28 protein-coding genes are annotated in these 25661 nt (G+C 45.6%); all 28 read right to left on the bottom strand.

The window, feature by feature from the left end:
- Positions 1–289 precede the first annotated feature (289 nt).
- Positions 290–625: a TfoX/Sxy family protein gene (locus EII41_RS10280; protein WP_124790527.1), complete on the bottom strand. Its 336-nt coding sequence runs from the start codon at positions 623–625 to the stop codon at positions 290–292.
- Positions 626–661: 36 nt separating this feature from the next.
- Positions 662–988 carry a nuclear transport factor 2 family protein gene (locus EII41_RS10275; protein ID WP_124790526.1) on the bottom strand — a complete coding sequence of 109 codons (327 nt, stop codon included), beginning with the start codon at positions 986–988 and terminating at the stop codon, positions 662–664.
- A gap of 73 nt (positions 989–1061) precedes the next feature.
- A complete protein-coding gene (locus EII41_RS10270) occupies positions 1062–1640 on the bottom strand; it encodes a Crp/Fnr family transcriptional regulator (RefSeq protein ID WP_124790525.1) in 579 nt (192 codons plus the stop codon).
- 134 nt (positions 1641–1774) lie between these two features.
- Positions 1775–2305, bottom strand: a complete 531-nt coding sequence (locus EII41_RS10265; protein WP_124790524.1) for a VOC family protein — start codon at positions 2303–2305, stop codon at positions 1775–1777.
- A gap of 71 nt (positions 2306–2376) precedes the next feature.
- Complete coding sequence (locus EII41_RS14765) at positions 2377–2484, bottom strand: AraC family transcriptional regulator (protein ID WP_400089611.1); 108 nt, start codon at positions 2482–2484, stop codon at positions 2377–2379.
- Between the two features lie 102 nt (positions 2485–2586).
- Positions 2587–3075, bottom strand: coding sequence for a VOC family protein (locus EII41_RS10255; RefSeq protein WP_124790523.1), 489 nt, complete (start codon positions 3073–3075; stop codon positions 2587–2589).
- A 152-nt stretch (positions 3076–3227) separates the two neighbouring features.
- Entirely contained in the window at positions 3228–3998 is a 771-nt protein-coding gene (locus EII41_RS10250) for a helix-turn-helix domain-containing protein (RefSeq protein ID WP_124790522.1), read from the bottom strand.
- A 130-nt stretch (positions 3999–4128) separates the two neighbouring features.
- Positions 4129–4509, bottom strand: coding sequence for a VOC family protein (locus EII41_RS10245; protein WP_124790521.1), 381 nt, complete (start codon positions 4507–4509; stop codon positions 4129–4131).
- 69 nt (positions 4510–4578) lie between these two features.
- A complete protein-coding gene (locus EII41_RS10240) occupies positions 4579–5319 on the bottom strand; it encodes a helix-turn-helix domain-containing protein (protein ID WP_317615873.1) in 741 nt (246 codons plus the stop codon).
- 305 nt (positions 5320–5624) lie between these two features.
- Positions 5625–6605, bottom strand: coding sequence for an alpha/beta hydrolase (locus EII41_RS10235; protein ID WP_124790519.1), 981 nt, complete (start codon positions 6603–6605; stop codon positions 5625–5627).
- A 39-nt stretch (positions 6606–6644) separates the two neighbouring features.
- Complete coding sequence (locus tag EII41_RS10230) at positions 6645–7475, bottom strand: CPBP family intramembrane glutamic endopeptidase (protein WP_124790518.1); 831 nt, start codon at positions 7473–7475, stop codon at positions 6645–6647.
- Position 7476: 1 nt separating this feature from the next.
- A complete protein-coding gene (locus EII41_RS10225; RefSeq protein WP_124790517.1) occupies positions 7477–8295 on the bottom strand; it encodes an alpha/beta fold hydrolase in 819 nt (272 codons plus the stop codon).
- Between the two features lie 11 nt (positions 8296–8306).
- Positions 8307–8834 (bottom strand): TetR/AcrR family transcriptional regulator, encoded by a 528-nt coding sequence (locus EII41_RS10220; protein ID WP_124790516.1) that lies wholly within the window; start codon positions 8832–8834, stop codon positions 8307–8309.
- Between the two features lie 211 nt (positions 8835–9045).
- Positions 9046–9249 carry a hypothetical protein gene (locus EII41_RS10215; protein ID WP_124790515.1) on the bottom strand — a complete coding sequence of 68 codons (204 nt, stop codon included), beginning with the start codon at positions 9247–9249 and terminating at the stop codon, positions 9046–9048.
- Positions 9250–9391: 142 nt separating this feature from the next.
- A complete protein-coding gene (locus EII41_RS10210; RefSeq protein WP_124790514.1) occupies positions 9392–9694 on the bottom strand; it encodes a hypothetical protein in 303 nt (100 codons plus the stop codon).
- An 11-nt stretch (positions 9695–9705) separates the two neighbouring features.
- Entirely contained in the window at positions 9706–10155 is a 450-nt protein-coding gene (locus EII41_RS10205) for a DUF2262 domain-containing protein (protein WP_124790513.1), read from the bottom strand.
- A 253-nt stretch (positions 10156–10408) separates the two neighbouring features.
- A complete protein-coding gene (locus EII41_RS10200) occupies positions 10409–11260 on the bottom strand; it encodes a CbrC family protein (RefSeq protein ID WP_124790512.1) in 852 nt (283 codons plus the stop codon).
- A 21-nt stretch (positions 11261–11281) separates the two neighbouring features.
- A complete protein-coding gene (locus EII41_RS10195) occupies positions 11282–11461 on the bottom strand; it encodes a hypothetical protein (protein ID WP_124790511.1) in 180 nt (59 codons plus the stop codon).
- A gap of 3 nt (positions 11462–11464) precedes the next feature.
- Entirely contained in the window at positions 11465–11827 is a 363-nt protein-coding gene (locus EII41_RS10190) for a hypothetical protein (protein ID WP_124790510.1), read from the bottom strand.
- 24 nt (positions 11828–11851) lie between these two features.
- Positions 11852–12274, bottom strand: a complete 423-nt coding sequence (locus EII41_RS10185) for a hypothetical protein (RefSeq protein WP_221620719.1) — start codon at positions 12272–12274, stop codon at positions 11852–11854.
- Positions 12275–12288: 14 nt separating this feature from the next.
- Positions 12289–12741, bottom strand: a complete 453-nt coding sequence (locus EII41_RS10180) for a DUF2004 domain-containing protein (protein ID WP_124790509.1) — start codon at positions 12739–12741, stop codon at positions 12289–12291.
- Positions 12742–12900: 159 nt separating this feature from the next.
- Positions 12901–13524 carry a hypothetical protein gene (locus tag EII41_RS10175; RefSeq protein WP_124790508.1) on the bottom strand — a complete coding sequence of 208 codons (624 nt, stop codon included), beginning with the start codon at positions 13522–13524 and terminating at the stop codon, positions 12901–12903.
- A gap of 451 nt (positions 13525–13975) precedes the next feature.
- Positions 13976–15907, bottom strand: coding sequence for an alpha-galactosidase (locus EII41_RS10170; RefSeq protein WP_221620718.1), 1932 nt, complete (start codon positions 15905–15907; stop codon positions 13976–13978).
- Between the two features lie 2 nt (positions 15908–15909).
- Positions 15910–17169: a purple acid phosphatase family protein gene (locus EII41_RS10165; RefSeq protein ID WP_124790507.1), complete on the bottom strand. Its 1260-nt coding sequence runs from the start codon at positions 17167–17169 to the stop codon at positions 15910–15912.
- A 72-nt stretch (positions 17170–17241) separates the two neighbouring features.
- The gene (locus tag EII41_RS10160) at positions 17242–18789 is read right to left on the bottom strand and encodes a hypothetical protein (RefSeq protein WP_124790506.1); all 1548 of its coding nucleotides are present in this window, start codon (positions 18787–18789) and stop codon (positions 17242–17244) included.
- Between the two features lie 37 nt (positions 18790–18826).
- Entirely contained in the window at positions 18827–20428 is a 1602-nt protein-coding gene (locus tag EII41_RS10155; protein WP_260425554.1) for a hypothetical protein, read from the bottom strand.
- A gap of 41 nt (positions 20429–20469) precedes the next feature.
- Positions 20470–23298 (bottom strand): TonB-dependent receptor, encoded by a 2829-nt coding sequence (locus EII41_RS10150; RefSeq protein ID WP_124790504.1) that lies wholly within the window; start codon positions 23296–23298, stop codon positions 20470–20472.
- Positions 23299–23525: 227 nt separating this feature from the next.
- On the bottom strand, positions 23526–25661 hold a 2136-nt coding region (locus EII41_RS10145; protein ID WP_124790503.1), incomplete at its 5' end, for a glycoside hydrolase family 2 TIM barrel-domain containing protein.

Genomic DNA, 25661 nt, shown 5'->3' with positions numbered 1-25661 from the left:
AATTATGAATTACGAGTTGGAAATTACGAATTACGAGATACGGGTTACGAATTACGAGTTAGGGGGTTATGAATTACGAGTTACGAATTATAGATTACGAGGTATGAGGTTATGAATTACGAATTACGGATTACGAATTACGGGTTAAAGGGTTATTGGTTGTGTGTGTAGAGACGCAATTCATTGTGTCTCTACAGGGGGGGAAGATGATTATACTGTTTTTTTTTATTTTAGCTATGGAAGACAATGTTATTTTTCGATTGAGCCATAATTGCACGATTTTAAATGATTACTTTTTCTTTATTTTTTCATTGAAATCCAAGCAGAGATTAAGCCAAAAAGCAAAATCTTTTGCTGATTTGTAACCTATTTCTTCCACATAACAATAGCCTTTCAACTGCTTATTTTTCATTATGCAAGGTAGATATCCGTGTCTTTCCGCGATTTCGTCAGTGTGTTGGGGATCAAAACGACACATTAGATGGTCATCACTAATATTAACACACATCTTATCGTTTACCAAAAAAGCTAATCCTCCAAACATTTTCTTCTCTTTAACCTCAATTTCAGGAATTTCTGCTAAAAATTCACGCACTCGGTTGGCTAAAGCTTCATTGTAAGCCATTTTTATACTATATCGATTATCATTAAAGCCTGTTTTCTACTTATGAAAATAGATTTTCAGCTCTTTCAAAAGCTCGTTTTCGGCTTTCCATATCTCGGCAACATTACCACTTTGTATAGTTCCGTCGGGCAAAATCCAATCGTAGTTTCCCAGTACAAACGCATTATCTCCTTCTATTATCGTTTGGTTTACTCGCATTGTTTGATAGCTTTTGGAAAAATTTCTGTACATTTCTACATAAGCCTGTTTTCCCAAAAGAGGCTCTCCATCGTTCATTATAAAAACGAAATCTTCGTCTAAAGTTTGCTCCCAGTTTGCTTTCTGCGCAAAACCTTTGTAATAAGTTGCTAAAAGTTCTTTCATTTTATTCTGATTTTTGGGACAAAAGTAGTGTCTTTAAAATAAAAAAATGTTGCCTTATGGCAACATTTCCAACTTATAGTGAAACTTCTTTCCTAATCCGGCTTAAGGAAGTATGTGTAATTCCTAAATAACTGGCAATTTGCCTTAAAGGTACATTCTGAATCACTTGTGGTTTATCTTTTAGAAATTGTAAATAACGGTCTTTGGCAGGAAGTGTAATCATTTCAAGCGAGCGTTTTTTTATTTGAAATAACTTTTGGGTCATAAAAAGTCTCCCCCACTCAGCATAGCCTGGAAGAGAATGATACAACTTCTGAAACTCCTTAAAATCAATTCTCCAAGCCACACAATCGGTTAAAGCGACAATACTTTCAGCACTTGGCAGATGGTTGAATAATGATAGCTCTTGCACTATAATTTCATTTGCACAAAAGAAATCGGTCGTAATTTTATTTCCGTTGTAATCATACACAAAACTTTGAACAATACCACTTTCCAAAATCATATAATCCCGAGCCGTTTGTCCCTCTCGTAAGATGTATTCTCCTTTTTTGATTTCAATCCTATAATGAGCCTGTGTAATCTTTTTAAGGTCATTTCCAGAAATCAATGGATGTGCATATATTTTAGGAAAATCAAGTGCGTTTAACATTGTCAGTATTTTTCCACAAAAGTACAATGTTTTTTATGTTTTAAAAAATTGCTGGGAACAAATAAGTTATAAAGACATATTTGTAGATTACAATATTAATTTTTCGATTGTGCCGTTTTTATATGGATTCAAGGTTATTGAAAATCATTGAGTTTTTTCATTGCTTCTACAAGTGAATCGTGTATGTAAGTCATATCCGAATCAGGTTCTAATGTCCATACAGCATCGGTTTCTTCGGTTGTTTCCTCGGAAATCCAGTCCGATTCATCGTACTCCAACAGTTCAAAAAGCCACCATAAATTGCCTTGCGGGTCGATGAAGCGAGCTAATTTCCCACCGTAGAAATCGGTAGGCTGGGTAACAACAATGGCTCCGAGCGATTTGGCGGTTGCGAGTTTTCTATATATATCATTCACATAGACTTGAAGTAGTGAAGGCGTATGTTTCCAACCTTCTTTTCGGTCGAAAATAATCATCGTAGTATCGCCAATGGTTACACTGCTATTGAAAATCTTTCCGTCGGATTGGCTGATTGCCAAAGCGTTTTTATCTTCTTGGGCATCAAAGACTTTCTCCAAAAACGAAATTAAAGCACGCGTATCTTGCGTAGCAATGAGAGCATTTACGGTGTGGCTTCCTTGCGGTATATTTACTTTTTCAGTCATTTTTCTACAAATTAAAAATTGAGGCAAAACTACCCTGAATTTATGTGCTGAAATTGTACCGAAACGACTTTTTAGATTTTCTGAAATAATTGCAAAGGCGAAAGGTTCGTAAACTCTTTAAAAGCTCGATTGAAATAAGTCCGATCATAATAATCATATTGTAAGGCAAATTGAGTCAGATTGTCGCTTGTTATTGTTTTAACGAAAAATTGATACGAAAGGAGGGCTTCTCATTCCTTTGAGATTCTTGCTGGCTATACCGCATATAGCGGCTCGCTGTTTTATTTTAGATTCTTCATCGCATTCATTAATGTCGTATAGATATCGCTTGGCTTACTATTATGCCAATCAGTATTAGATTTATTCTCAGAAGGTTTATTTGCAACTTTTTCATATAGCCACCAAATGTTACCAAATGGGTCTTTTAATCTCGCTAATTTTAGCCCATTGTAAAAGTCGCTCAATTCTGTAATAATTTCTGCTTTTTCTGTTTTGGCTTTTTCGAGAATTTGTTGTGCATTATCAACATAAATTTGCAGAAATGCAGGTGTAAAAGGCCAGTCTTCTTTTGAGTCAGCCAATAGAATCATTGAATCTCCAATTTGGATTTCTGCGTGAATCAGTGTCCCATCTCTATCAGGAGTTCTTACTTGTTTATTCTCCTTCCCATCAAATACCTTTTCAACAAAGTATATAAACTTGGCAGCACCTCCTTTTATAATTACGAAAGGATTTACCTTGTTGTAATGAGGAATTTCTTTTCTTTCCATAATTGAAATTATCTATTTTGTTATTTAATTTTAGTGATGTCGATTTTCTTACAACAGCTTCTAAAATAAGAATATACGAAAACTAATTATATTTTTATTTTTTTGCAAAATTGCATATTATCTGCAAAATTGGATTGTACCGAAACGACTTTTTAGATTTTCTGAAATAATTGCAAAGGCGAAAGGTTCGTAAACTCCTTGAAATTTCGATTGAAATGCGCCTGGTCGTAGTAGCCGAATCGGTAGGCGATTTCGGTGAGGTTTTCTTTATTTTTAGTATGTTGTAAATATCGAAATACTTGTTCAAATCGTTTGATTTTGATATATTTCCGCAAAGAGAAACCTGTAAACTCCTTAAAATTTCGTTCAAATTGCCGTTGAGAAAGGCAAATATCTTTAGTAGAAATATCGGGGCTTAGGAAATTGGTTTTTGATAACCATTTTTCGATAGATTGATATTTCATAGGCAAGTCCGTTGCTTTTTGCATCAAAAAGTTTGAAAAAAGGCTTACAGCTTCAGTCAATGTTTTGGAATTGAGCATTTTTTCTGTAAGTAGTTTGCCCTCATAACTGAACAAATCCTGCAAAGAGATGCGTTGCCCACTCAATACTGTTGCAGGGATGTTGTGAGTCAACAGAAAAACAGATGGACGCACCCGAACTCCAAAAAGTTTGGCTTTGGGAAAAACAGCCTCATAATTATCAAATACAGTTTTTTGACCGAAAATCATTCCACTTTCGGATAATTCTTCCCGATTTTGAGTGTTTTTCACTGTCCCTTCACAAAAGAAAACCAAATCGGTAAGCGTGGACGCAGGCGAAATGTACCGGAAATATTCCTCGGTCTCCGCCGCCCAAAAATGCTCTATATATTTCCGTAAAAATGCGTTGGGTTTAATAATTTGGTATTTTGTAGCCGCCATTTAAGATGCTTTTCGCAAAGTTAGAAATTTCTCTATGTTTTTCGAGATTTCACAGAAAAAAGGAACAAATTACTTTGCTCCTTATTTATCTATCGTAGGCAGTGATGCTGTTTTTGGGCAGCAGTATTGATTATTTTTCAGGCTCCGTGTAGGTTACTATATCAATACCAATCCCATTGGGGTCTTTGATGGCGAAATGGCGGTCGCCCCAAGGTTCATTTCGCAGCTCGATCTCTATAAGTATATTTTTAGCTTTTAGTTGCTTATAAACATCATCCACATTCTCGACTTCAAGGGTTAAATAGACGCCTTGGTTTTGGAAGGGTTGTTGAAAAAGAGGTTGTTGGCTTGGATGGTTCGGAAGTAAAAAACTGATTTCTGCTTCTCGGTTGGGTGTGTGAAGCAAAAGATAAAATTCGTTCTCGAAAGTTACACCAAAGTTTAAAACTTCGGTATAAAAGGCTTTGGTTTCTACCAATTTTTCGGTGATAATTCCTGCGTTAAGTTTCATTTCGTCTAAGTTTAATTTTCTGCAAAATTATGGCGAGAAGTGAGACTAAAATAGGAAAAAAGGGACAAATCACTTCACGGATGCCTTATATGGCGTTATGCCATAAAACGTTTTAAATTCTTTGATAAAGTGCGATTGGTCGTAATAGCCCATATCATAAAATAATTTGTTTTTTTGAAGGGCTTGCAGTGAGGGGGCTGTATTTAAAAAAGACTGAAAACGGACTACTTGACTAAAAGTTTTTGCGGTATCGCCGATGTAAAACTCAAATAATCGACGTAGGTGACGGGGGCTAATTCCTGTGTCTAAATCCGTTAAAATCTGTACATGACCCTGTGATTTTAGAATAATTTCAAGTGCTTTGGAAAATCGGTTATCCAGACTAAGATTAGCTTTTTCTAAATATTTGATTAAAAGTATATCCAGTTTGTTTTTGATTTGTTGGAAGCTTTGCAAATTGTTGAATTTATGAGAAATAGATGTCGCTAAATCAGATAAAACCAAATTCAAGCGTATATCGATATTACTCAGCTCTCCGGCATTTTGTCTGAAAAACAACGGAAAGGCAGAAGGTAAAAAGCGTATTCCTACATAGTTAAATTGTTTACCCAAAGGGAATTCCATATAGCTTTTACAAAACCCCATCACATAACTTTCTTCGGGATTATTCAACTCAAAAAAGGCATCGATACAACCGTCGGAAATTACTCTATAAAGATAGGAATCAGCAAGCCGCATTCTCGTTTTGAGTTGCCAATAACAGTAAATAAAAGGCAATAAACTTATGTCAGGAGCTCCTTCCGTATACAAAACATTCTCAGCCGATTGAGTAATCGTTGGCTGAAGAGGTTTATAGTATTTTCGTATGTTCAAAAGCGGATGCAAGAAGCAAAATTTTAGGGCAAAGTTACAAACTTTTCCATGTTTTTCGAGATTTCACAAATATGGGACAATGTATTTTGTTCCTTTTTTAATTGTGGGCGACGATGTTGTTTTTCGATTGTGTAGAGGAATTGAAATTACGGATTACAGGTTGTGTGTGTAGATACGCAATAAATTGCGTATCTACAGGGGGGGAAGGTTACGGGCTTATGTTTTTTATGATTTTTGGACTGCTATAAATTCTCCTTAAAGAACGTTTCCAGCTTATCAAAGGGAATCATACCTGCCTGATTGTCGTAAAAGTCCGTGTGGCGGGCATTGGGAATGATGAGCAGTTCCTTCTTTTCGCTCCCTACGGATTGGTAAGCATCTTCGCTCATATAGCGGGAATGGGCGTTTTCTCCGGCAACGATAAGGGTCGGGACATCGATTTCGTGGACATACGACAGCAATGGAAAATTTAGGAACGAAAGCAGCGTAGTAGCTGTCCAAACCTGATTGGAAACCGAACGCTCGTGGAAACCTCTCGGAGTTTTGTAAAACTCGATATAGTCGTTCAGGAATTGAGGAACTTTCTCGGAAGGAGCGTCCGGCATCGGATAGCCCGGAGCGGGTGTTCCGGTTTCGGCATCCGTCCAACGAAGCGCATTGAGCGAGCGCTTCATTTTCAGACGCATTTCGGGTGTGTTGCCGTCGAAATATCCTTTGCTGAAGACGCGGGACATATCGTACATTACCATCGTCGCTACCGCCTTTATTCGCGTGTCGATAGCCGTAGCGTTCAGGGCAAATCCGCCCCAACCGCAGATGCCGATAAGTCCTATTTTTTCTCTGTCGACAAAGGGTTGAAGCCCCAAGCAATCGACCGCAGCCGAAAAGTCTTCGGTGTTGATGTCGGGCGAGGCCACATTGCGAGGTTCGCCACCGCTTTCGCCCGTATAGGAAGGGTCGAAAGCCAAGGTTACAAAGCCTCTTTCCGCCATCGTCTGGGCGTAAAATCCGGAGGCTTGCTCCTTTACAGCTCCGAATCCACCGCACACGGCAAGAGCTGCAAGTTTCGTGTCTTCGCTGTTTTTCGGAAAATACAAATCGCCGACAAGTGAGATGCCGTAGCGGTTTCTGAACGTTACTTTTTTATGTTCTACTTTATCGCTTTTCGGGAAAATTTTGTCCCAGCAGGTAGCATCTGCGGGCACCTTTTTGTTTGTGTTCATATTGTTGAAATTTTAGTTTTACAATCAATTTATTTGAAATTAATTATTCTTACTTTTCCGTATTTTTCTTAAATATAAGCCTATCGCCAGATACATCAGCAGAGGGATGAGTCCGAAAGTTGGCGAAATGAGTAGCGTTTTGTTGGGCGAAACAACGGCAAAACCTTCGGCAATGAGCGGATTGAGGGCGTCTTCCATCGTGTGCATCAAAACGACTAACCAAAGCGAGCGCGAAAGGAAAAAGACTTCGGTGTACATTATCGTCCAAATCCCGACTACCACAAAACCATAAACGAAAAGCCAAAGTCCGCTGTAAGGGAAGAACTGCGACAAGTAGCCGTCTTCCAAAAACACTAAATAATAAGGAGCGTGCCAAGCTTGCCACACGAGTGCCACCACCAGATAAATCAACCATTCGTTTTGGGTAAGTTGCTCCATTTTTACAGTAAGATAGCCTCGCCAAACCGATTCTTCGAAGATGTTTTTGATAAATTCGGGCAAGAAAGCGGTGGCGAAAACAGGCAAATACGCTGCAAAACTAAACTTGCCCACCTCCACCCAACCCAACGACTTTCCAACAAACAGCGTTATACCAATTACCACCGGATAAACCGCAAAGGCAAACAGATACCAAAGGGTATTTTGTTTGAAATTCGGTTTCAGCGAAAGGTCTTTCCAGCCGTCGCCACCGAAAAGGCGAAGCAAAAGCATACACAAAAGTGGTGTGGCGATAAAAATCAACGCCCCGAGCGATTCTAAATTCGAGGGCTCACCAAGCAATTTATCCACCCCGACGCCCACCCAACCGCAAGCGATAGCCACCAAGCTAAACAGGGCGACATTTCTGAAAGTTTTTGATTTGGTGTTCATTTTATTGATTCTTGGAGTTACTGTTTATTGTCTTTCCGGCTATAAAACTCTCGATTATATTGTTAAATTCCTTGGAATTATCCATATTAGCACAATGCCCTGCGTTTTTAATTATGACAAGATTAGAATTTTTCTGTTCGTTCTTGTACCACTCTTTAGCCGCTTTTATTGCTACTCCATTATCTTTCTCGCCTACCAAAATTAATACTGGAAAGCTCCTTTGAACACTCCTGTTAGCTATCAACTTGTTTAATCCCGACATAACAGAAAATGATCTTCTCGAAAAATGTTTCGCACTTTCATAAAATCGGATTTGCTCCGCCGGATTAATTGTAGAAACTTTCCCCACATATCTCCGAAACGCATCCATTGAAAAAATCATTTTGAACAGCCATTTAAAAATTTCTTTGCCCTGTGCTTTGGCAATTTCTTTCTGCTCCTTATTGATATTATAGCCGCCGAGAGCTGTTAGAGATAATATTTTATCAGGATATTTTAGTGCAAAATCTTGCGCAAGCAATGAGCCAAGGGAAACACCAATAATATGCAGCTTGTCTTTATTCTCGACTTTGAGAATTTCCGCAATATGCGTGGCAGTGGCAGTTAGCTTATCTTTCGATTTCCCTACACCCGTCAAACCGTGTCCTAACATATCAAGCGTGATTACCTGATAATCGCGGGAGAAAAAATCGATCTGTTTATCAAAACATCTGTGATCGCCAAAAGCAGGATGCAGAAAGACAATTGCTTCCCCGCTCTCTTTTCCACTCACGTAATAATGAACGATATTTCCATTATTTTCTATAGTCTTGTGTTCCATATCATTCCTGTCTATTTACTTATAATCTCCAAAATCTTCTCTTCATCGTACACAAACATTCCCGTAGCCACCAGCGAGGCGATGCCGTGTACCAACATCCACGCCTTGGCAATGCTGTTTTTTGCTTCCTCTTCGGATAGTTGTCGGTATTCTTCCGAGCTTTTCATCAATTCCACGATTTCCTGATTTTCGGGGAAAATATCGGCAAGTTTTACATTCGTGATATTGTCGATATAAATCGCTTTGAAGAGTGCCGGTTCGGTGTGAGCCATCCGTACATAACCCAAGCCTAAATCCAAAAAGACATTGCCCGTTTTTCGGTAACTGCACATACGGTTTTTTAGGTGTGCAAGGACTTTTTGGCAGACTTCGGCTTTTAGTTCGTCCATCGTCTTATAGCACCAATAAATGGGTTGCGTGGAACAACCGATTTGCTTGGCAATGTTTCGGGCAGAAAGCACCCCAAACCCTTCTTTTCGAACCATCTCGAAAGCGGTTTCGATGATCATTTCCTGCGTTATTACTGTTGATTTTGGCATAATTCTATTCTATAACGACCGTAATATAACATGTGTTATAGATGCAAAAGTAATATATTTTTGCGAACCGACCATGTTTTAAATCAGAAAAGGTGAAAAGGTAGCTTCAATCGATGGGTGCTACCTTTTTTATCCAGACTCACATAAAAAACACATCCTCATCACTCGAAATAGCCCCAGACGAAGCCGAACGGTTTGGGATAGTTCGCCTTTACGGTATGATTATCGGCGTGAGCGACTTCGCCTTCTCGGCGGGCGATACGTCGTACTTCCCTTCCGGCAGCGACGTGTGCTCCCGGAATAAAAGCACGTAGATCCGATGGTCGGAAGTGCTCATAAAGCCCGGAAAACCATATCCGTCAGGCTCCTCTCCTATCGGGCGGATAACGCCCTCCTGCATGCGCCCTCTTTCCAACCACCTTTGATGTGCTGTTCGAGGGCGGGAATATTTTCTTCCAACACGTCATTCAGTATTTGTGGCAGAGATTCAAATGTTCCGAGATCGCCGATTTTTATCATTATTCATTTCTTGTTATTATACATTAAAGGTATTCCCCCTATTTCTTGAATTTTTCCATCATATTCAGCAGGACATCTGCGGTGGTGATTTCGTCGTTCAAGAGGTCGTCGTGCTCGGCTTCCAGCTCCTCTGAGCGATCTGATATCCACTTCAAATGCTCCTTGGCAAGCTCATAGTTTTGATTGATGAAATAGTACTCTCCCAAAAAGCAGTGCGCTTCGGTCATCGCGACGGTGTCATCGTCCAATTCGAGCACTGTGTTCATACTTTCTACCGCTTTCTCAAATTCGCCCTTGGAAGACCAAAGGGCTGCTTTTTTTACGTATAATTCTGAGGTCATTTTTAAGCTCCTTATCCGTTAATTCCGCCACATTCTACTTCGTAATCGCTGCTAATTTCCATAAAAGCTAAATGCCCTAAGAGGTAATCAGGTTCGGCATCTAAATCAAGCGAGATCTCTGTTTCGTCGCCACTTTCTATGATGTTCAAATAGCGCACGAACAGGGCATTTGCATAATCTTCTTCTGTTATTGGTTTATCCGCTTTGAACTCACCGCTTTCTATCATTTTATTTATCACATCGACGTAATGGTCATTATCTTTCATAAAAGCGGAAATGACGGCATCGCGATTTTCGTTCAGCCAATTGATTCTTTCAATGATATTGTTCTCGTAGTCATCTTCTAATTCCGTTTCTATCCACACCTCGGTTTCTCTGCCCCAGATGCTTATCTTACCTTGATACTCTTCATCGTCATTGAGAGTGAATTTTTTGCCTAAAATAGTTATTGTCTTTTTCATTGTTTATTCCTTTGTTATTAATTTATTATTTCAACTTTATAGGCGATTACAAAGATATTAGATTATTTTTGGATCGGTCGCTATTTCGTCTCATCAGTTTTTATCAAAAGTCAACTCTCGGGTGTGTTTTCATCTTCTAAAATATCCGCTACTATGTTATAAGTATCATAAGCGCTGTCGCTATCAATTATTGAAACACCATCAATTGCCATCGTTTTTCCTTTGCTATATTTGACTTATCTCGTGAATTTGGCTAATCGGCATCTACCCATAAATGGTGTTTTCCGCAGTGCAGGCAACGGAACAAATATCCGCACAAATTTCCATCTTTTACTAAGTAATCGGCTACGTCGGGATACTCGTTTCGCGCTTCATATTCAGCCAAGACTTCCTCTGCTATGTCCATAGCTTTCAGTTCTTGAGTGCCAACTGAGCCAAGGTATTCGCAGTAATCGTTGCAGCAAGACAGCCAATATTCCCCCTGCCAACTAATATAGCCGGGAGTTCGGTGGAATAATTCATCTTCTTTCTCTCTGTCTGGTTCGCCATTCCAATCAGCATCTTGTATAAATAAAGCATTGTACTTCTCAGCAGCTTTCCCGTTGGAAATGCACTCCGGACAGAGATTATCCACATTTTCTATGCAGTATGGTCTTGTGCTGTAGTAAATAGTGCTTTGCTTTCCGCAACAAGGACAGGTTTTGGCTTCGCCCTCTTCAAAAGCCTCTGTTGCAAAGGGATCGGGATGATAGCGGAATTTAGGTATTTTTGCTAATTTAGCTTCTCTTTCTTTAAGTTCGAGTTCGGTAAGTGGCTTAGGCAGAGGATATCTATCTCCCTGGCTATCAGAAAACTTCTTCAGAGTAAGGTATTTAGTATGCTGCTTGCGGTCGTTCAAATCAGCAAAGCCGGAGAACAACTGAAACGCACTTTTCATCAAGCCCAAGATGCGATAGACATCGACCAGCACTTCCTTTGCTTCCTGTTCAGAGCATTTTGCTAGCTTATCAGCAAATTCATATAGAGCGACGACACTTGCTTTATTTCCGTCGCACTCTTCGAAGTTCTTCTTTAGCTTTATGTATTCTTGTAGATATTGATTCATTTTTCTTTCCTTTAAATGGTCTTAATTTCCATTTATTACCTTCTCTATCAATTTCTTATAATACTTCTTCCCGCCTTCATTATTTGCAGCTTGCTTATAAGGCTCTTTCACGCCGGATAGATCTACCTCTTGAGTAGCTTTTCCATCTTCTCCGGTCAGCAGATGTTGCCAAGTCTTAGTTTTGTATTCTTTCACCATCATCACCTACTTTTTCCAAGCCAAATTCAAGTTTCCTGGATAATCTAAACTTGCATCAAGCCCGAATAGCTTAAAAATTTCTTCCTTATCCTTGGTATTTTTCGGATTCCTTAAATCACAGCTATTCTTAGCAAAATACGGCAGATTTGACCCCGCTTTTATGCAGTCCTCTAAATCGGAATAGGAATATCCCCAAGTTTCACTGTAATTATGCGTAATCATTTTGCGAATAATATCACCATCGAAGTATAGTGTATTATCATTTATCCGCATTGTTTCCCAGTTCTCGCCAATCGGAGTTAGCCCCAGGTATTTTCTATCTTCATTACTAAGATTTAGTTGTTCCATCTGATGTTTCTCTGCTGTCATTTTTCACTAATAATTATTATTCCATTATTCTTTCTTCCATTCTAAGGAGCTAATATCTTTTATTCTAAGGCTTTTACCGGTGAAATCATTCTCAAGTATTATCTCTTTTTTCTTGATTAATGTGCGATGATACCATTCCTGCAAGTCAATGTATTCCCCTGTGAGAAGGTTAATCACAACGTTATTAATGGGATCCCAAGTTCCTATCTTTACAGCTTCAGCAATCAAATAGCGATTATCTAAAAACATCAAATTGCGTCCATAGATCCAGAAAGGAAGCGCAAGCCCTAAGTTAGAGATTTTGATGAAGTATATTTCATCTCCGTGCGGTGGAACGGTTTCGAAGTTCAGTTCTATTTCGCAATCTTGATAAGAAATTACTGCTCTATTATCGCATATACTTATTGGAACTGCTGTTTCTGCTGTATAAAGACATTTTTTATTCATAATTTTCTCGATCCTCAGCTTTCCCAAGCAATATCAATGTTCCCATCTTCGCCGAACTTTGCGCATAGTATCTCGTCGCTTACCTCCGGATCAATCATAAAATCCATTGTGATATGCGGAGTATTACTATCTGTCCATAAGCCTATATTCGTTACGCTCATTTGATCTGCGAAGTCTGTAGCATCGCTTGGTAAGGCATCTAACTCCAACTCTTCGAGATGAAAGTCTATATAGTACCTATCATTGTTTAAGTATTCGATGATAGCACGGCGAGCTTCCTTGATTTTTTCATCTAAATGGTCAAGAAATTGTGCATAGCTATCGAGCAAAGCCTCCGGTATTTCTCCGTTATTACCATACCACAGCCAAACCGGAATGCCATTAATTTCTTTCTCCCAAATTACAGCTACATTATCATCGATTTCAAGGTTTAAAGTACCGAAATACTTATGTTGAATTGCTTTCATATTTATTTCTATATATGTTAATAATTAAAGTTATATGGACATACAAATGCTCGAAGTTAGTGCTTTCTTCTCGTTTATTAAAGCTGATATAATCATACTACTTGCAGATAATCTTCTATTCTCTCACATATTATTTTGTTCATAAATTCTCCTTATAAGCTATTCCCTCGGCACATTAAATTTATAGGTATCTTCCTGATTATCGCATTTTGTGATATTCTCATTCACGGCTTCCTCGTTCTTCCTGAACACAAAAGCATAGCCATAGTTTGTGCTTTCCCTATCCGTTTTCTCTATTTTTTCCAAGCCAATAAGGTCGAATTCATACTTGCCCTTAGGTATATCGAAACCTAATCGAAAATTGTAAGGCTCAAGCACTTCATCCGCACCCGTTTTGATGTGCTCTGTTCTGTCCGTGATGTTCTTCTTTATATTTTCAAAATCATAGTCTAAGTCATTAAAGCTAGAGAAGCAGATTCTATTTAAATCGCCCACTTCCATATATAGCTTTTCAAATCTGCACACCTCCTTAAAGCCCGCAGGAATATCCGTTTCCTCATCTATAGATGCAAAAATATGATACTCAAAAGCATTAATACGGTAAAACGGCACCAACTTACCCTTTTCTACAAGTTCCAGAAAAAGCTCGAAGTTCTTCTGCAGATAGCTCAGCAGTTTCTTTGCTCGGCACTTTTTAAAAGCCAGATATTCCGCGAGCAAATCAGTTGGAACAATCGCCATTCCATAGCCGTCTGTTGTTAATTCACCGATATAGTAGTACATTATACCTCCTTATATTAATTACGCCAAATCCACACATACTGCATAAACCGTATCTTCATTAAAAGCAATAGCATATATAATGTATCTTTAATCACAACGTAAATTCAATTAGCAAATGCAACTATTAGGAATAGGTAAGAATTGATTTTATCGGACAAAGGAAGAGAAAAAAATCTCTATCCTTTTTCCGAAGGGATAAAATCTCTATCTTGGCCTTCGTCCAAAAAAGTTGCAATATGAGACATTTAACCTGGGAACAAAGGTACACAATTTCTGCCATGTATAAGCAGGGTTGTACACAGAAAATGATTGCACCTGTTTTTCAAACTGTGGTTTCAACTGATGGATACTACCTTTTTTTCACAGACTCACATAAAAAACACATCCTCATCACTCGAAATAGCCCCAGACGAAGGAGAACGGTTTGGGATAGTTCACCTTTACGGTATGGTTATCGACGTGAATCGGCGGGCGATACGTCGTACTTCCCTTCCGGCAGCGACGTGTGCTCCCGGAATAAAAGCACGTAGATCCGATGGCCGGAGGTGCTCATAAAGCCCGGGAAACTATATCCGTCAGGCTCCTCTCCTACCGGGCGGATAACGCCCTCCTGCATGCGCCCTCTTTCCGACTGCCAGAGACGAATCAGTCGAGAGATCTCAAAGGCTTCGGCGGGCAGACCGGTCGCTTCCATCCAAGCAAGCGGTTGCCCCATCATGGCGATGGCAAAGAGATAGTCGAAGGGTACCTCCATGGGCTTCAGAGGATCGTCCGACGGATACCGGTTCGCGTTGCGCCATTTATTGAGCCATTCCACCTGAATCCGTTGCACGGGAACATACTTAGCCAAAGACCAGATGTTTCGCAGGGTCAAGTGGGGATAATAGTTTCCCCAGTCGGTATACCGGTTTTCGAGAAAGATGTTTCCGAAGCGATGAAAGTAGAAGAAGCCACCCCGCTTTCCCGCCGTTACATCCATATTGAACTGCAAACGATTGGCGCTCTCCTCCTGAGCTTCGCGCAGCATTCGAAGCACACGGCTCTCCGACAGGCGGTCTCCGATTTCCACCCCGTCGATTTTTATCCAGGATATTCCGTGCTTGCGATGCAAGTCGAGCAGGATATTGCGGTCGCGCTCCCACGCGGCATACCGGTCGTTCTTGGAAGGGTTGAACCAGAGTCCGAGCGATATGCCCAACGAGTCGGCTTTCTCTTTCACCCTGCTCAGTCCATGCGGAAAGCGCATGCTGTTTACCTCCCAGTCCGACGCCTGCCAGTCGTCCCATAGAAGGTTGTTTTTTTCGGCCGAGTTTTTTGACAGGCCTTGTTGCCATCCGTCGTCGATCTGATAGTGGGTAATACCCAGAGCGGCAGCCGCCTCCAATTCGTTGAGGATAAACGATTCGTTGATGCGACTATCCTTATTGCGGTCGCCCCAAGTGTTCATGGTCAACGTATTGTCGCGATGAGGGAGGTATTTGTGAACCGCCAACTCGTATTTTTTGTACCTATCGAGCGCTTCCTCTTCGCTGGTCGCATACATCACTGAGAACAAGGGATATGCCTCTTGCCGGCAGGTGTCGCACCCGTCGGAAAAGTCGAAGCCGGGCGAATGCACCTTGAAGCCGGTGAAATCGGTGCTGAAATCGAAGCCGGCGTAAGCGGACTGCGCCTCCTGCAACGGCGCCATCTTTACGGCCAGATGCACCTCATCGCTTCGCCCGTTGCGGTTAGCGAGCAGAATTGATCCTCTGTAATATTGAGGTTTGCGGTAGGGAAGCTCTCTGCTCGACCGGACGATGTTGGTATGGTGGTCGGTCGCTTCGCGGAAAGCGACGACTCGGACGCTGAAATGCGGCACGGAGAATGGCGTGAAAAAGTAGTGCGGACGGTCGCCTTGCAATCGTTCGGGATTCTCGACCGGATCGGAATCGGCCGAAGAAGCAACAGGGAACAAGCTGTTTTTCCCTTTCAAGGAGAGGCGCCATTCAATACCCGGAGCATCGTCGTAGACGCACAGGCTGCGTGTCAGTTCGCACTCCTTGAAAACGGCGCGCAGGTCTATCCGCGTACAGGCCGAACGCCTTTCGGTGGCCTCCGACCGGATGATCTCCCACGATGTAGCGACGGGGCTTTCGCCGTCGCCGCTCCTGTCGGAGGAAGTCGCGGGAAACAGGTCGCTTGTTGCCCGCGACAAGGGTCTTGCCCGTAAAAGCCGCAGTGTTCCTTTCTCCCAGAGATAGACCTGCTCGCTTACGCCGTCGGTTACACAAAGGGTCTTTTCATCGAGCCACCTAAAAGGGCGATCGGGTTGCGCCGTGAGGGTTAAAGGCAGAACGATGCAACAGACGACGAACGCGAGAAGATGCTTTCCGCCCCACATACTCATTTCCGGATTTCAAATTCGTCCAACAGATGATCGGTCTCGCTGTATGCTTTGTAAACGATTTTATCTTTTGTGATTTCGATGTATTGATACGAGCTGACGTTGGGAACGGCCACGTCCATCCACGGCTGCGTTTCCAAATCGTAGTATTTATTTCCGGTTACCGTAACGGTAAATACGGGATGCGACGGATGGGTCCGGCTTTTGTTCCGTTCGGGCAACCCGCCCCGCGCATAGGTATGGTCGTGCCCTTGCAAGACCAGCCCGATCTTATCGCGGTACTTCTCAATCACCGGCAGCCAGTTCTCTTGCAATCCCTTGTTGTTGCGCTTCCGTGCTCCCGAAAATACGGGATGATGCCACACGAGTACCGTCCAGTCCTGCGTGGTCTCGCTCAACACCGAGTCGAGCCATCGCCCCTGCTCGTCGAGCTTCTCGTTCGAGTTTAACACGATAAAGCGGACAAAGCCGAAATCGAGGTAGAACGGGCCTGCGTCCCACGTATAGGAGAATGGGAAAGTAGAAGTCCAATAGGCGGAGAGCTGTACTTTCCGACCGTTCAAGTCTTTCAGATATTCGTGGTTGCCCGGTGTGGCGATCACCGGCATGGAGGTGTTCACATCGTCGGCCGCCGCATGCCATTCGGTCCATTCGTAATCGTTGTTGGCATGGTTGATGAGGTCGCCGATATATACCGCGAGCTTTGCCCGGTCGAATTTTCGGATGGCCTGTTTGTAAATCTTTGCCGCATGATTGTAGATACCGTTTTGCGTATCGCCGAAATAGAGCAAGCCTATCGTATCGGTGAAATGTTGGTGTTTGTAAGTATGCCAGGCGCTCCACTGCGGGGAGTTTCCCACTCTGTATTTATAGATGTTGCCGGGGATCAGGTTGCGGAGAACCGCCTTGTGGTAGTGCATCGGATAGTCTTTGTATCGAACAACGCTGACCGTGCTCTCTATCCGTTCGCGGCGATCTTTGGGAAAGGAGATCGAGTCGCCGGGGATGATTTCTATCGTTCCGCTTTTTACGGTGGTATCGGTTCTCCACGTAACGGCGATCTCCTTCGCCTCGGCCGACAAAGGAACGAGCGTGATCCGGTCGGGCAACGACGACGGAGCATAGCGCAACAGAGGCGTCTTAGGTTCGGAACTTTCCTTATCCCATTTGGCCTGCAATTCGGGCGATACCTCTTGTGCCGTCAACCGGCAGCTTCCCGCCAGAAGTAAGAGGATAAAAAAGAGATGATTTGTTTTCATTTTTTTTTGTCTTTCATCCGGCAAACACCTGTTCTTTTGCCAAGAAACAAGTATCTGCCGGACGTTGTTCTTCTATCTGATCGTTCCATCGGGATTTTTCACCCAACCTTTTGTCCAGTCTTCCGCGGCGCTCTTCACAGCTCCCGCAAATTCGGCGGCGGAAAAGAACGCATCTAACGAAGCGGGATTGAACGTACTCTTCGGCTCGGCATCGGGGACAAAGTCTTTGACGCCGATCCCTCCGATGGGTTTAAGCGTATAGTTTCCTCCTTCCAGCTTGGTCGCGTTATTGTGGAACGGATTGGAGGCAACGGTTCCGTCGGCATTAAAGGTACCTGCAAACGCTTTGGCCAGGTCGCGGAACGGGTCTTTGGGCACGTTGAACACATAGGAGTAGGCAAATACCGCCGAGCCGTTCAGATCGGTTATTTTTACTTCTTCGACGGCTCTGATGCCTCTTCGAGGGAATTCGGCAATAATCGAGTTGTATACTTTCGGGGCGGAAGTGCCTCTCATCCGCATGCCGTGGGTATTCTTTTTCGTTTCGGCACCGGGGCCCAACAACGTAACGTTCGATACGACGGGCGAAGCCTCTTCACGAATCGTGAAATCGTCGTTCTCGTCGAAATATTCGGAATTGACGGAGATGAGGAACTGCATCTTTCCGGCGTATTTGTCTCCCAGACGGAAGGAACCGCCTTCGCAGTCAGTGGCTACGATGTATTTCAACCGGGCTTTTCCGTCGGTAATCATGACGCCTTCACCGGACGACCGGTACACCTGCACATGGTCGATTTGAGTCGCTTCGTTTACGTTTTCGAGTCGGAAAGCACGTTTGCCGGCATACTCTATCCGCACATAGCTCACTTTTCCGTTCGAAGACGCGGAACCGGATCCGCTCAACCGGAATTCCGACCAGTCTCCGCTTTTGGCCGGCTCTGCGGGTGTCAACGCTTTGGAACTGGTGAATACGACGGGATCCGAAGCCGTACCGACGATATCCGCTTCGCCCTGAATATCGATCTTGACCTCCGATGCCGCTTTCGCATTCATGTAGACGTGTACGCCTTCTTCGATTTTCAACTTCGCTCCGGGTTCGAAAGTAAGCGCATGAGGAACAAAGTAGTTCCGTTTTTTGATCAGGGTAATTTCGCTGCCCGAAGGTACGATGCCGTCGGTTCCGACATTCAAGCTGTACAGTTCGGTTTCACCAACCTTAATTTTGGGGTAAAGAGCCGTTTTGATTACGAACGGAATCTCTTTGCTGTCGACGTCGTTGGTGTTGCTGAGGATAAAGCCGTATCGGAGCGTTTCTCCTTCTTTCAGGCCATTGGGCAACGCCTCCGTAGTATATACAAATTGCGTTGCCGTAGGATGTACCGGGAACTCCTTGAGGAATCCTCCGTTCTTCGTAACAACCACCGATTTGGCTCCTCCGTCTCCTTCCAGAGCGAGAGAGATTTTCACCGTTTCTCCCGGTGCCAGATCGATAGAATCGGCGCCTGTTATCGCTATCTTGGGGGTAGCGAACTGAGGCTTGTCGTCTTTGCAGGATGTGCCGCCGATAATCGCCGCCAGAAACAGTGCAGCCATTATCCATTCATGTCTTTTTGGTCTCATTGTACGTGCTGTTTAATCGTTAATAAATTCATATCGGTTATCTGAAGGAACCGTCCTTATTCCTGAACCACGACCCGCCGGCCGTCCAGTCGTTCTCCGGGTCTACCGCGCCGATATAGGAGGCGCTCGTAAACCAGCTGCTCATGGCCGTAGGGTTGTAGGGACTAAGTTCGACTCCCGTAAAATCGTCGATGGAGATGCCGCCGACGGGCGTCTCTTTCAGATTGTAGCGATTGCTTTTAAAGAAATAGTCTTTTGCCTCCTGCTCCCAGTTGGCCAAGTTGTCGTAAGAGCGCATGTTGTCGATAAGCATGCTGCTCCCCAGCGTCTCGATCGGGAGGTCTTCCACACGCACGGCGTCGCTCGGGAATTGCGTAACGATGGCGTTATGCAGAAGGCCTTGCGCTCCCGTTCTGATTCTTATGCCGCGCCGCGTGCCGTGATCGGTGCCTTCGGCGTATCCGTTGCCGATCAGCGTAAGGTTGCTGAGCTTAAACGTGGTGCGCGGCTCTTTTTCGTAGAACGAATCGTCGTTCCGGAATTCGATGCTGCGCGCCTGATTCCAGTAATTGACGGGGATAAGCGTGGCCTTGATGCCGGTTTGGAACAGCCAGAACTGACCGTTGCCCTGCCAGCCTTCGTCGGCCCAGATGCCGTAACCGCCGTGTTGAATGCCGGAGATGTATTTTAGAGAGACTCTTCCGCCCCGTATCCGGAACGCGTTGTTATAACATTCGAACACCTGAACGTATTCGAGTTTCGTGCCGCTGCCCACTCCGAACAGTTGCAAGGCGTGATACTGTTTCTTTCCCGCGTATTCGATCCGGACGAAGCGCAAACGCCCCGAGTTGTCCGAAACGTGGGTGCCTCCGTACCTGAATCCGTCGCGCAGCACCGTCTTCCCGGCGTTCGTAGGAGCATTCCCGTGAATCGATACGCCTCCCCAGTCTCCACGGACAGGATTTCCCGAAAGCGTTTTATCGCTTGTGAAAACAATCGGTTCGGTGCGTGTGCCTTCGGCCACGATCTTGCCTCCCCGCATCACGGAAAGCAGGCTGAGCTTATCGTTATTCGAGAACGTACGGAAATAAACCTTCGTGCCCGGCTCGATCGTGAGCGTCGCCCCCTGATCCACGCTCACAATGCTGTCGATCAGCCATTTTTCTTTCTTCGTGAGGATAAGGTCTTTGTTGATTCTTCCGTAAATTTTCCGAAACGTATGTCCGCCCCGGACAAAATCGACGATCCTGAACGGCTCGTCCACTCGTATGATTACCGCGGGAGAAGAAACGGTTCGTCCTCTCCGGTCTTCCATTCTGAAAACGAGCCTGACTTCATCGCCCGTTTGAGCGTCCTTCGCCACACGGTAGGTGTAGCCGTATCGGTGCGTGAACAGTTCCTCGGTCTCCAACGTCTCTATAACCGACTCGTTGGCGAGCACTTCGAGCTTCTTTACTCCGGCCAACGACTGGGAGACGACGCTTAGTTCCACCTCGCCCCCAGGCTCCTGAACCATCGCGTTTCCGTCGTAATTTTCAACGACTACCGTTGCTTCGGGAAGCTCGATCTCCTGCTCCCTCTCGCATCCTGCAAGCATCAGCCCAATCATCGAAAAAAAGAATAGCAATTTGAATTTCATGTTCTCTGTTTTTTTATGTTTTTCTTTTGCAACCATAGGGATTAAAGTCTGTAAGTGATGCCGAACCGCGTCCACCAGCCGAAATAGGCCAAGCGCGAGATCTGACGGTTGTTTCCCTGATACTGACGGGCGGGCGAGTTCGTGATGTTCACAAATTCGGCATAGAGGCTGATCTTCTTCGTAAGCTGCTGCGAGAGATTCAGATCCAGTTGAAACCGGTCGTCCTGAATAATATCGTCGTTCTCGTTGCTGGCCACCGAATGGATGTACGAGCCGTTGTAATTGAGGCTGGCCTTGCTGCTGAACCCTTTATAGTCCCACGAGAGCGAGGCGTTTCCGGTATGCATGGCCTGTCCCGGCAGCCGCATGTTGCTCCGGTCCTGCGTGCTGGCATCGCTTCCGGTGAAGGTATAATTGAGGTAGGCGCTCAAACCTTTCATCGCTCCGGGGAGGAAATTGAGCTTGCGCATAAAATTAAACTCGAAACCGTAGACCGTAGCTCTTTCGCCGTTCTGCTCCTGACGGAACTCGAAGCCGGCCGTTTGAGGGAAGCCGGGATAGTCTTCGATGAGCGAAGGAATGATTCTCGTGAACTGAAAACGGTTCATGTTCTTGTAGAACAGTCCGGCGGAAACGACTCCGCCGCTGCGGTTGTACTTCTCGAACATCAGGTCGATGTTGTTCGACAGCGAAGGTTTCAGGTTGGTGTTCCCGATAAACAGTCGCGCCGCATCGGCGTCGTAATTGATAAACGGCACGATATCCACGAAGTTGGGCTTGGCGTAAGAATGGGTATAGGCGAACCGGAAATTGGTGAGCTCATCGAGGCTGTACTTGACGTGCACGCTCGGCAACAGAAAACCGTAGTTCGTTCCGCCGCTGATGGGAGTCGCTACGATCTTCGTTCCCGACCGCTTCACATCGAACGCACTGTAATTTACATCGTTGTACTCGTACCGCACTCCGGTAATCAACAGAATCTTTTTTATCTGAATGCGGTTGATGAGATAGGCGGCGTATACGTTCTCCTTGGCGTTGTAGGTATCGTTCTTCGACAGCCGCTCGGCATCCCACGAGTCGTCCGACTCGGTAAGCAATCGCCGGTGCGCAGCCATATAACGGGTAAACTTTTCTTTATCCACTCTGGGGCCGAACGCATACCTTCCGTTCAGAAACTCCTTCGGTTCGGTATTTCCGGCAACATGCGCAAAAGCTTCGGCAAGATTTACCTCCTGATTCGGATCGAAGAAAGAAAGAACCCGGTTGTTCCGGTACTTATCGTTCGTTACACTCCTCACCTTTCCTCCGAATTTGAAGACCCCCGCGTAATCTTTCAGCATGTAGTTTTTCTGAAGATTGAATTTCCCCACGAGGTTCGAGGCGTCGGTCGTTCCCATATCTTCTTCGTACCTCCTGAAATTATCGAACAACAGCGGATTTTTGATATTCAACGGAACGATCGGCCTGAACTGAGGCACCTCGGCCAATACACCCCGCGGATTGTCGGCTACGATGGTTACATCGTTGCGCGCGAAATCGCCCCGGGTACTGGTATGGTCTCGCTTCGAAACGGTATAGAACGTACCCCAATCGAGCGTCCAGCGGCCAAACCGGTGGGTCCCTTCGAGGTTGAAGTTGTGGTTCGACTTGATCTCTTTCCAAAGATTTATGTCGCGGCGGATTCTTCCGCGTCTCAGGCTGTCGTGCGTAATCCATTCCGACCCGCTTCTGTTGAAATCGAATCGCAGGCGGTTGCGCACGTCGTCGTCTTTCCGGTAATTGTACATGTAGTTGAAGACGATTTCGTGATGTTTCACCTTGTAGTCGAGCGTAACGGTCGTGCCCACACGTGTACGTTTGTTCTCCGTCTTCCGGAACTGAAAATCTTCCGGCATGATGAGGCGTTCGTTCACCATCTCGACCGGTTTCTTGATGCCCGACCAGGAAGCATCCATCCGGTCTTCGGAGTTGTTGTTCCCGTAATAACTTCCGCTGACCAGCACGCCGAAACGTCCCTGCGAGGTGTTCGCGTCGGGGAAGAAGCGCCGGCTGAGTTGCAGTTTGCCGATGTAGTTCAGTTTCCCGGAGAGGTCGTTGAATCCCATCCCGAGGTCTCCCTTGACGCGGAGCTTGTCCGATCGCGCGGTCGGGGTTCTCAGGTTGATGTTTCCGCCCACCGCATCGCCGTCCATATCGGCCGTCAATGCTTTGGTGATCTCGATGGAACCGAGCTGGTCTGCCGGAATCAGATCGAGCGATTCGGTTCTCGTCCCGCTCTGCTGTACCGACGCGAGCTGCTCGCCGTTGATGCTGATGTTGGTGAAATGCTGCGGCGTACCGCGTATGGAGACGGTAGAACCCTCGCCTTTGTCGCGGGCGATGTTGATCCCGGGCAGTCGCTGCAATGCCTCCGCCACGTTCTTGTCGGGAAACTTTCTGATGAGGTCGGCCGAAACGACGTTCTTGATGTTGTCCGCAGCCCGTTGCTGGTTGAGCGCCCGCTGCTGGCCTTCGAAGCTGCCCACGACCACCACTTCGGCCAGCACCTTGTCTGCCGGCGACAAACGAATCGTCATCGCCTGATGGTGGTCGGCAGGCATGTTCACGGTTTTTTCTTCGGTCTTGTATCCGAGATAGGAAAAGGTAAGCACGGTTTTTCCGCTTTTCAGACCGGTCAAACGGAAATGCCCTTCCAGATCGGTGGCCGTGCCGTTGTAATTGGCCTGATCGTACACCGCTGCTCCGGGAAGAGGTTCCTGTGTATCAGCATCGACAATTGTACCCTGTATCTCATAGGTTTGAGCTTGTACCGGCATCCCTGCGACCAGAAAGCAGAGGGTCGTAACTGTAAGAAATAAGAGTCTTTTCATTCGTTCTGTTTTTCAATGATTGTCTTTTTTAGAAAATAAAAGTATCTAATTGTTTGTCATCTAACCATACTGTATGTTCATCCTAAAGCCGAATCCCAATCCAATCTACGCGCGCCTTCTCATGATTCGTTTTGCGAAGTTAATCTTAATTTATCAATATTCATCATTTATACGGTTACCAAAAAGAGGAATTATGTTACACAGCCCCCCTGTTACATCCATATCTGCTAAAATCCGACAGTCCGTATGCGAACGGCGCTCAATACGGGTTCTCCGTCAACGGGATGAAATTTGATCGACAGTCCGGCATTGTCTGTTGCCGTGTATCTGAAGGTGAGCCTGCACGGCACATTCAAACCGTAACTGCCGCCCAGATCGAGTTCGGGAAGAATCGACGTTCCGTTGACCGATATGCCGAAAACTCTCTGTTCCGGTTCGTAGGCAATCTCCTTGTCCTCGTCGGCAAAGCGCCGCGACTTTTTCACGTAGTCCACCATCAACAGCTCAATCTCATACGTTCCATTGGGCAGGTCGGCTCTGAATCCCTCCGGGTTTACACGCATCGTCTGGTAGAGAGGATCTTCTTCGTCCACGGCGAGGATGTCCTCCTTGGTGCCCACTTTGCCTCCCACGTAAAGCGGCTCTCCGCCCACGACGCCCCAGCTGCCCTTTTCGTACATCCGTTCGGGAAGCCAGTAGAGATCTGTGCGAGTGTCGATAAAAGCGTAATTGGCTCCGACATTCATTGCCAGCTCCGGCGTCTTTCCATCCGGACGGAACGGAATCAGCCGAGCCTCGATCTGCTTCTCCGGTGTGTCGGGACTGTTCGGCGCGAGAGACAACAGATGCTTCCCCGGAGCGAGCTTCATCTCCCACTCCGCCATCCCGTTTTTCACCTCCGCTTCTCCGAAGAGACGGTTGTTTACATATAGCGATACGCTCTTTTGATTCGAGAATGCGTGCATCCGCACAGGCACCAGCGTGTCGGAAGGCGAGGCCGCGGCGTGTATCCACCGGTTGCGGAAAGGATATCCCAATCGCGCTACCGGCTTTTCCGACAGCAACGCCTGCATCAGATAATAGGCGTCTTTGGGTTTTCTGTCGGCCGTTGCCAACCCTTTGTTGTTGATGTGGGAAGTGGCGTCCACCCTTCTTTCGGAACTGAAATCGATCAGATTCCACAGCGCACCTCCGGCAATATAAGGCCGGTCGAGGATTTGCGTAGTGATGGAACGGGTGAAACGGATCTGCTCTTCGATGGTGAAGTCGAACTTCTCCGGTTTTTCGGAATACAGCCGCACATCGGAGCCTGCCCCGTATTCGCTGATCAAATGAATGCGCTTCGGGTATTTGCGCCGCTGTTCGTCCATAAACGTCCCGAAATCTTCGTATTTGCCGTAATACCAACCATGATACAGGTTCCAGCCGGCAATCATCGGGATATCTCCCAGCCCGGCCTCCTCGTAGGCGGGATAATTGTGCATCGCCATGGCCGTATATCGATGCGGATCGAGTTCCCGTGCAACGTTTTCGAGATGCCGCGCCAGTTCGAACGTCGCCCGGTTCCTTCCGGCAATCTCCTCCTGCGGCTTAAACCGGTGCGCCCAGTAGATCTCGTTCATATAGGCCCAGATCACCACCGAAGGGTGGTTGTAATGCTGCTTGATCATCTCTTTGAGCATCACGGTCGCGTTCTCGGCATGTTGCGGACCGACGGTTACTTCGTTTACAAGAGGAATCTCTTCCCATACGGCAAAGCCCAGCCGGTCGGCCTGACCCAGCACTTCATCAGCCTGCGGATAATGCGCGTTGCGCAGAAAGTTGCCTCCCATCTCTTTGAGCAGGCGCAGATCCTGCCGGTGCATGTCGTTGCTCAACGCATTGCCGTAGGGTATCCTGTCCTGATGGCGGTTGGCGCCCATCAGCTTGATGTTTTTTCCATTGATGAAAAAGCCTTTTTCCGGATCGAAACGAAACCATCTGAATCCGAGGGGCTGCGACAGGTTGTCGATTCGTTTGCCCGATTGTTCCAGCAGGCTCTCCACGTAATACAAAGCCGGATGATCGGGGCTCCACAGATCGAAATTCCGCACGTCCGAACAGGTTACCGTTACAACCGTATCGCCGGAGGCGGGAATGGTTACCGCGGTGGTTTTCGTCGCCAAGACGGAGGCGACGTCTTTTCGGACAACGGTCTCGAGCGTCAGAGCTTGAGGCACGTCGCTGCGATTTTGCAGGTGGTACGCGATGGTTACGTCGGCGCTGTGAGGCGTTACCCGGGGAGTGGCGATATAGATTCCGGGGCCTCCGTAGTCCGACATGCTGAAATGCTGTTCGCCCGTGGTGATCAGATGTACCGGCCG

Source organism: Tannerella forsythia (assembly GCF_003860135.1).
Taxonomy (GTDB): domain Bacteria; phylum Bacteroidota; class Bacteroidia; order Bacteroidales; family Tannerellaceae; genus Tannerella; species Tannerella forsythia_A.
This window is presented reverse-complemented; position numbering and strand designations above follow the sequence as displayed.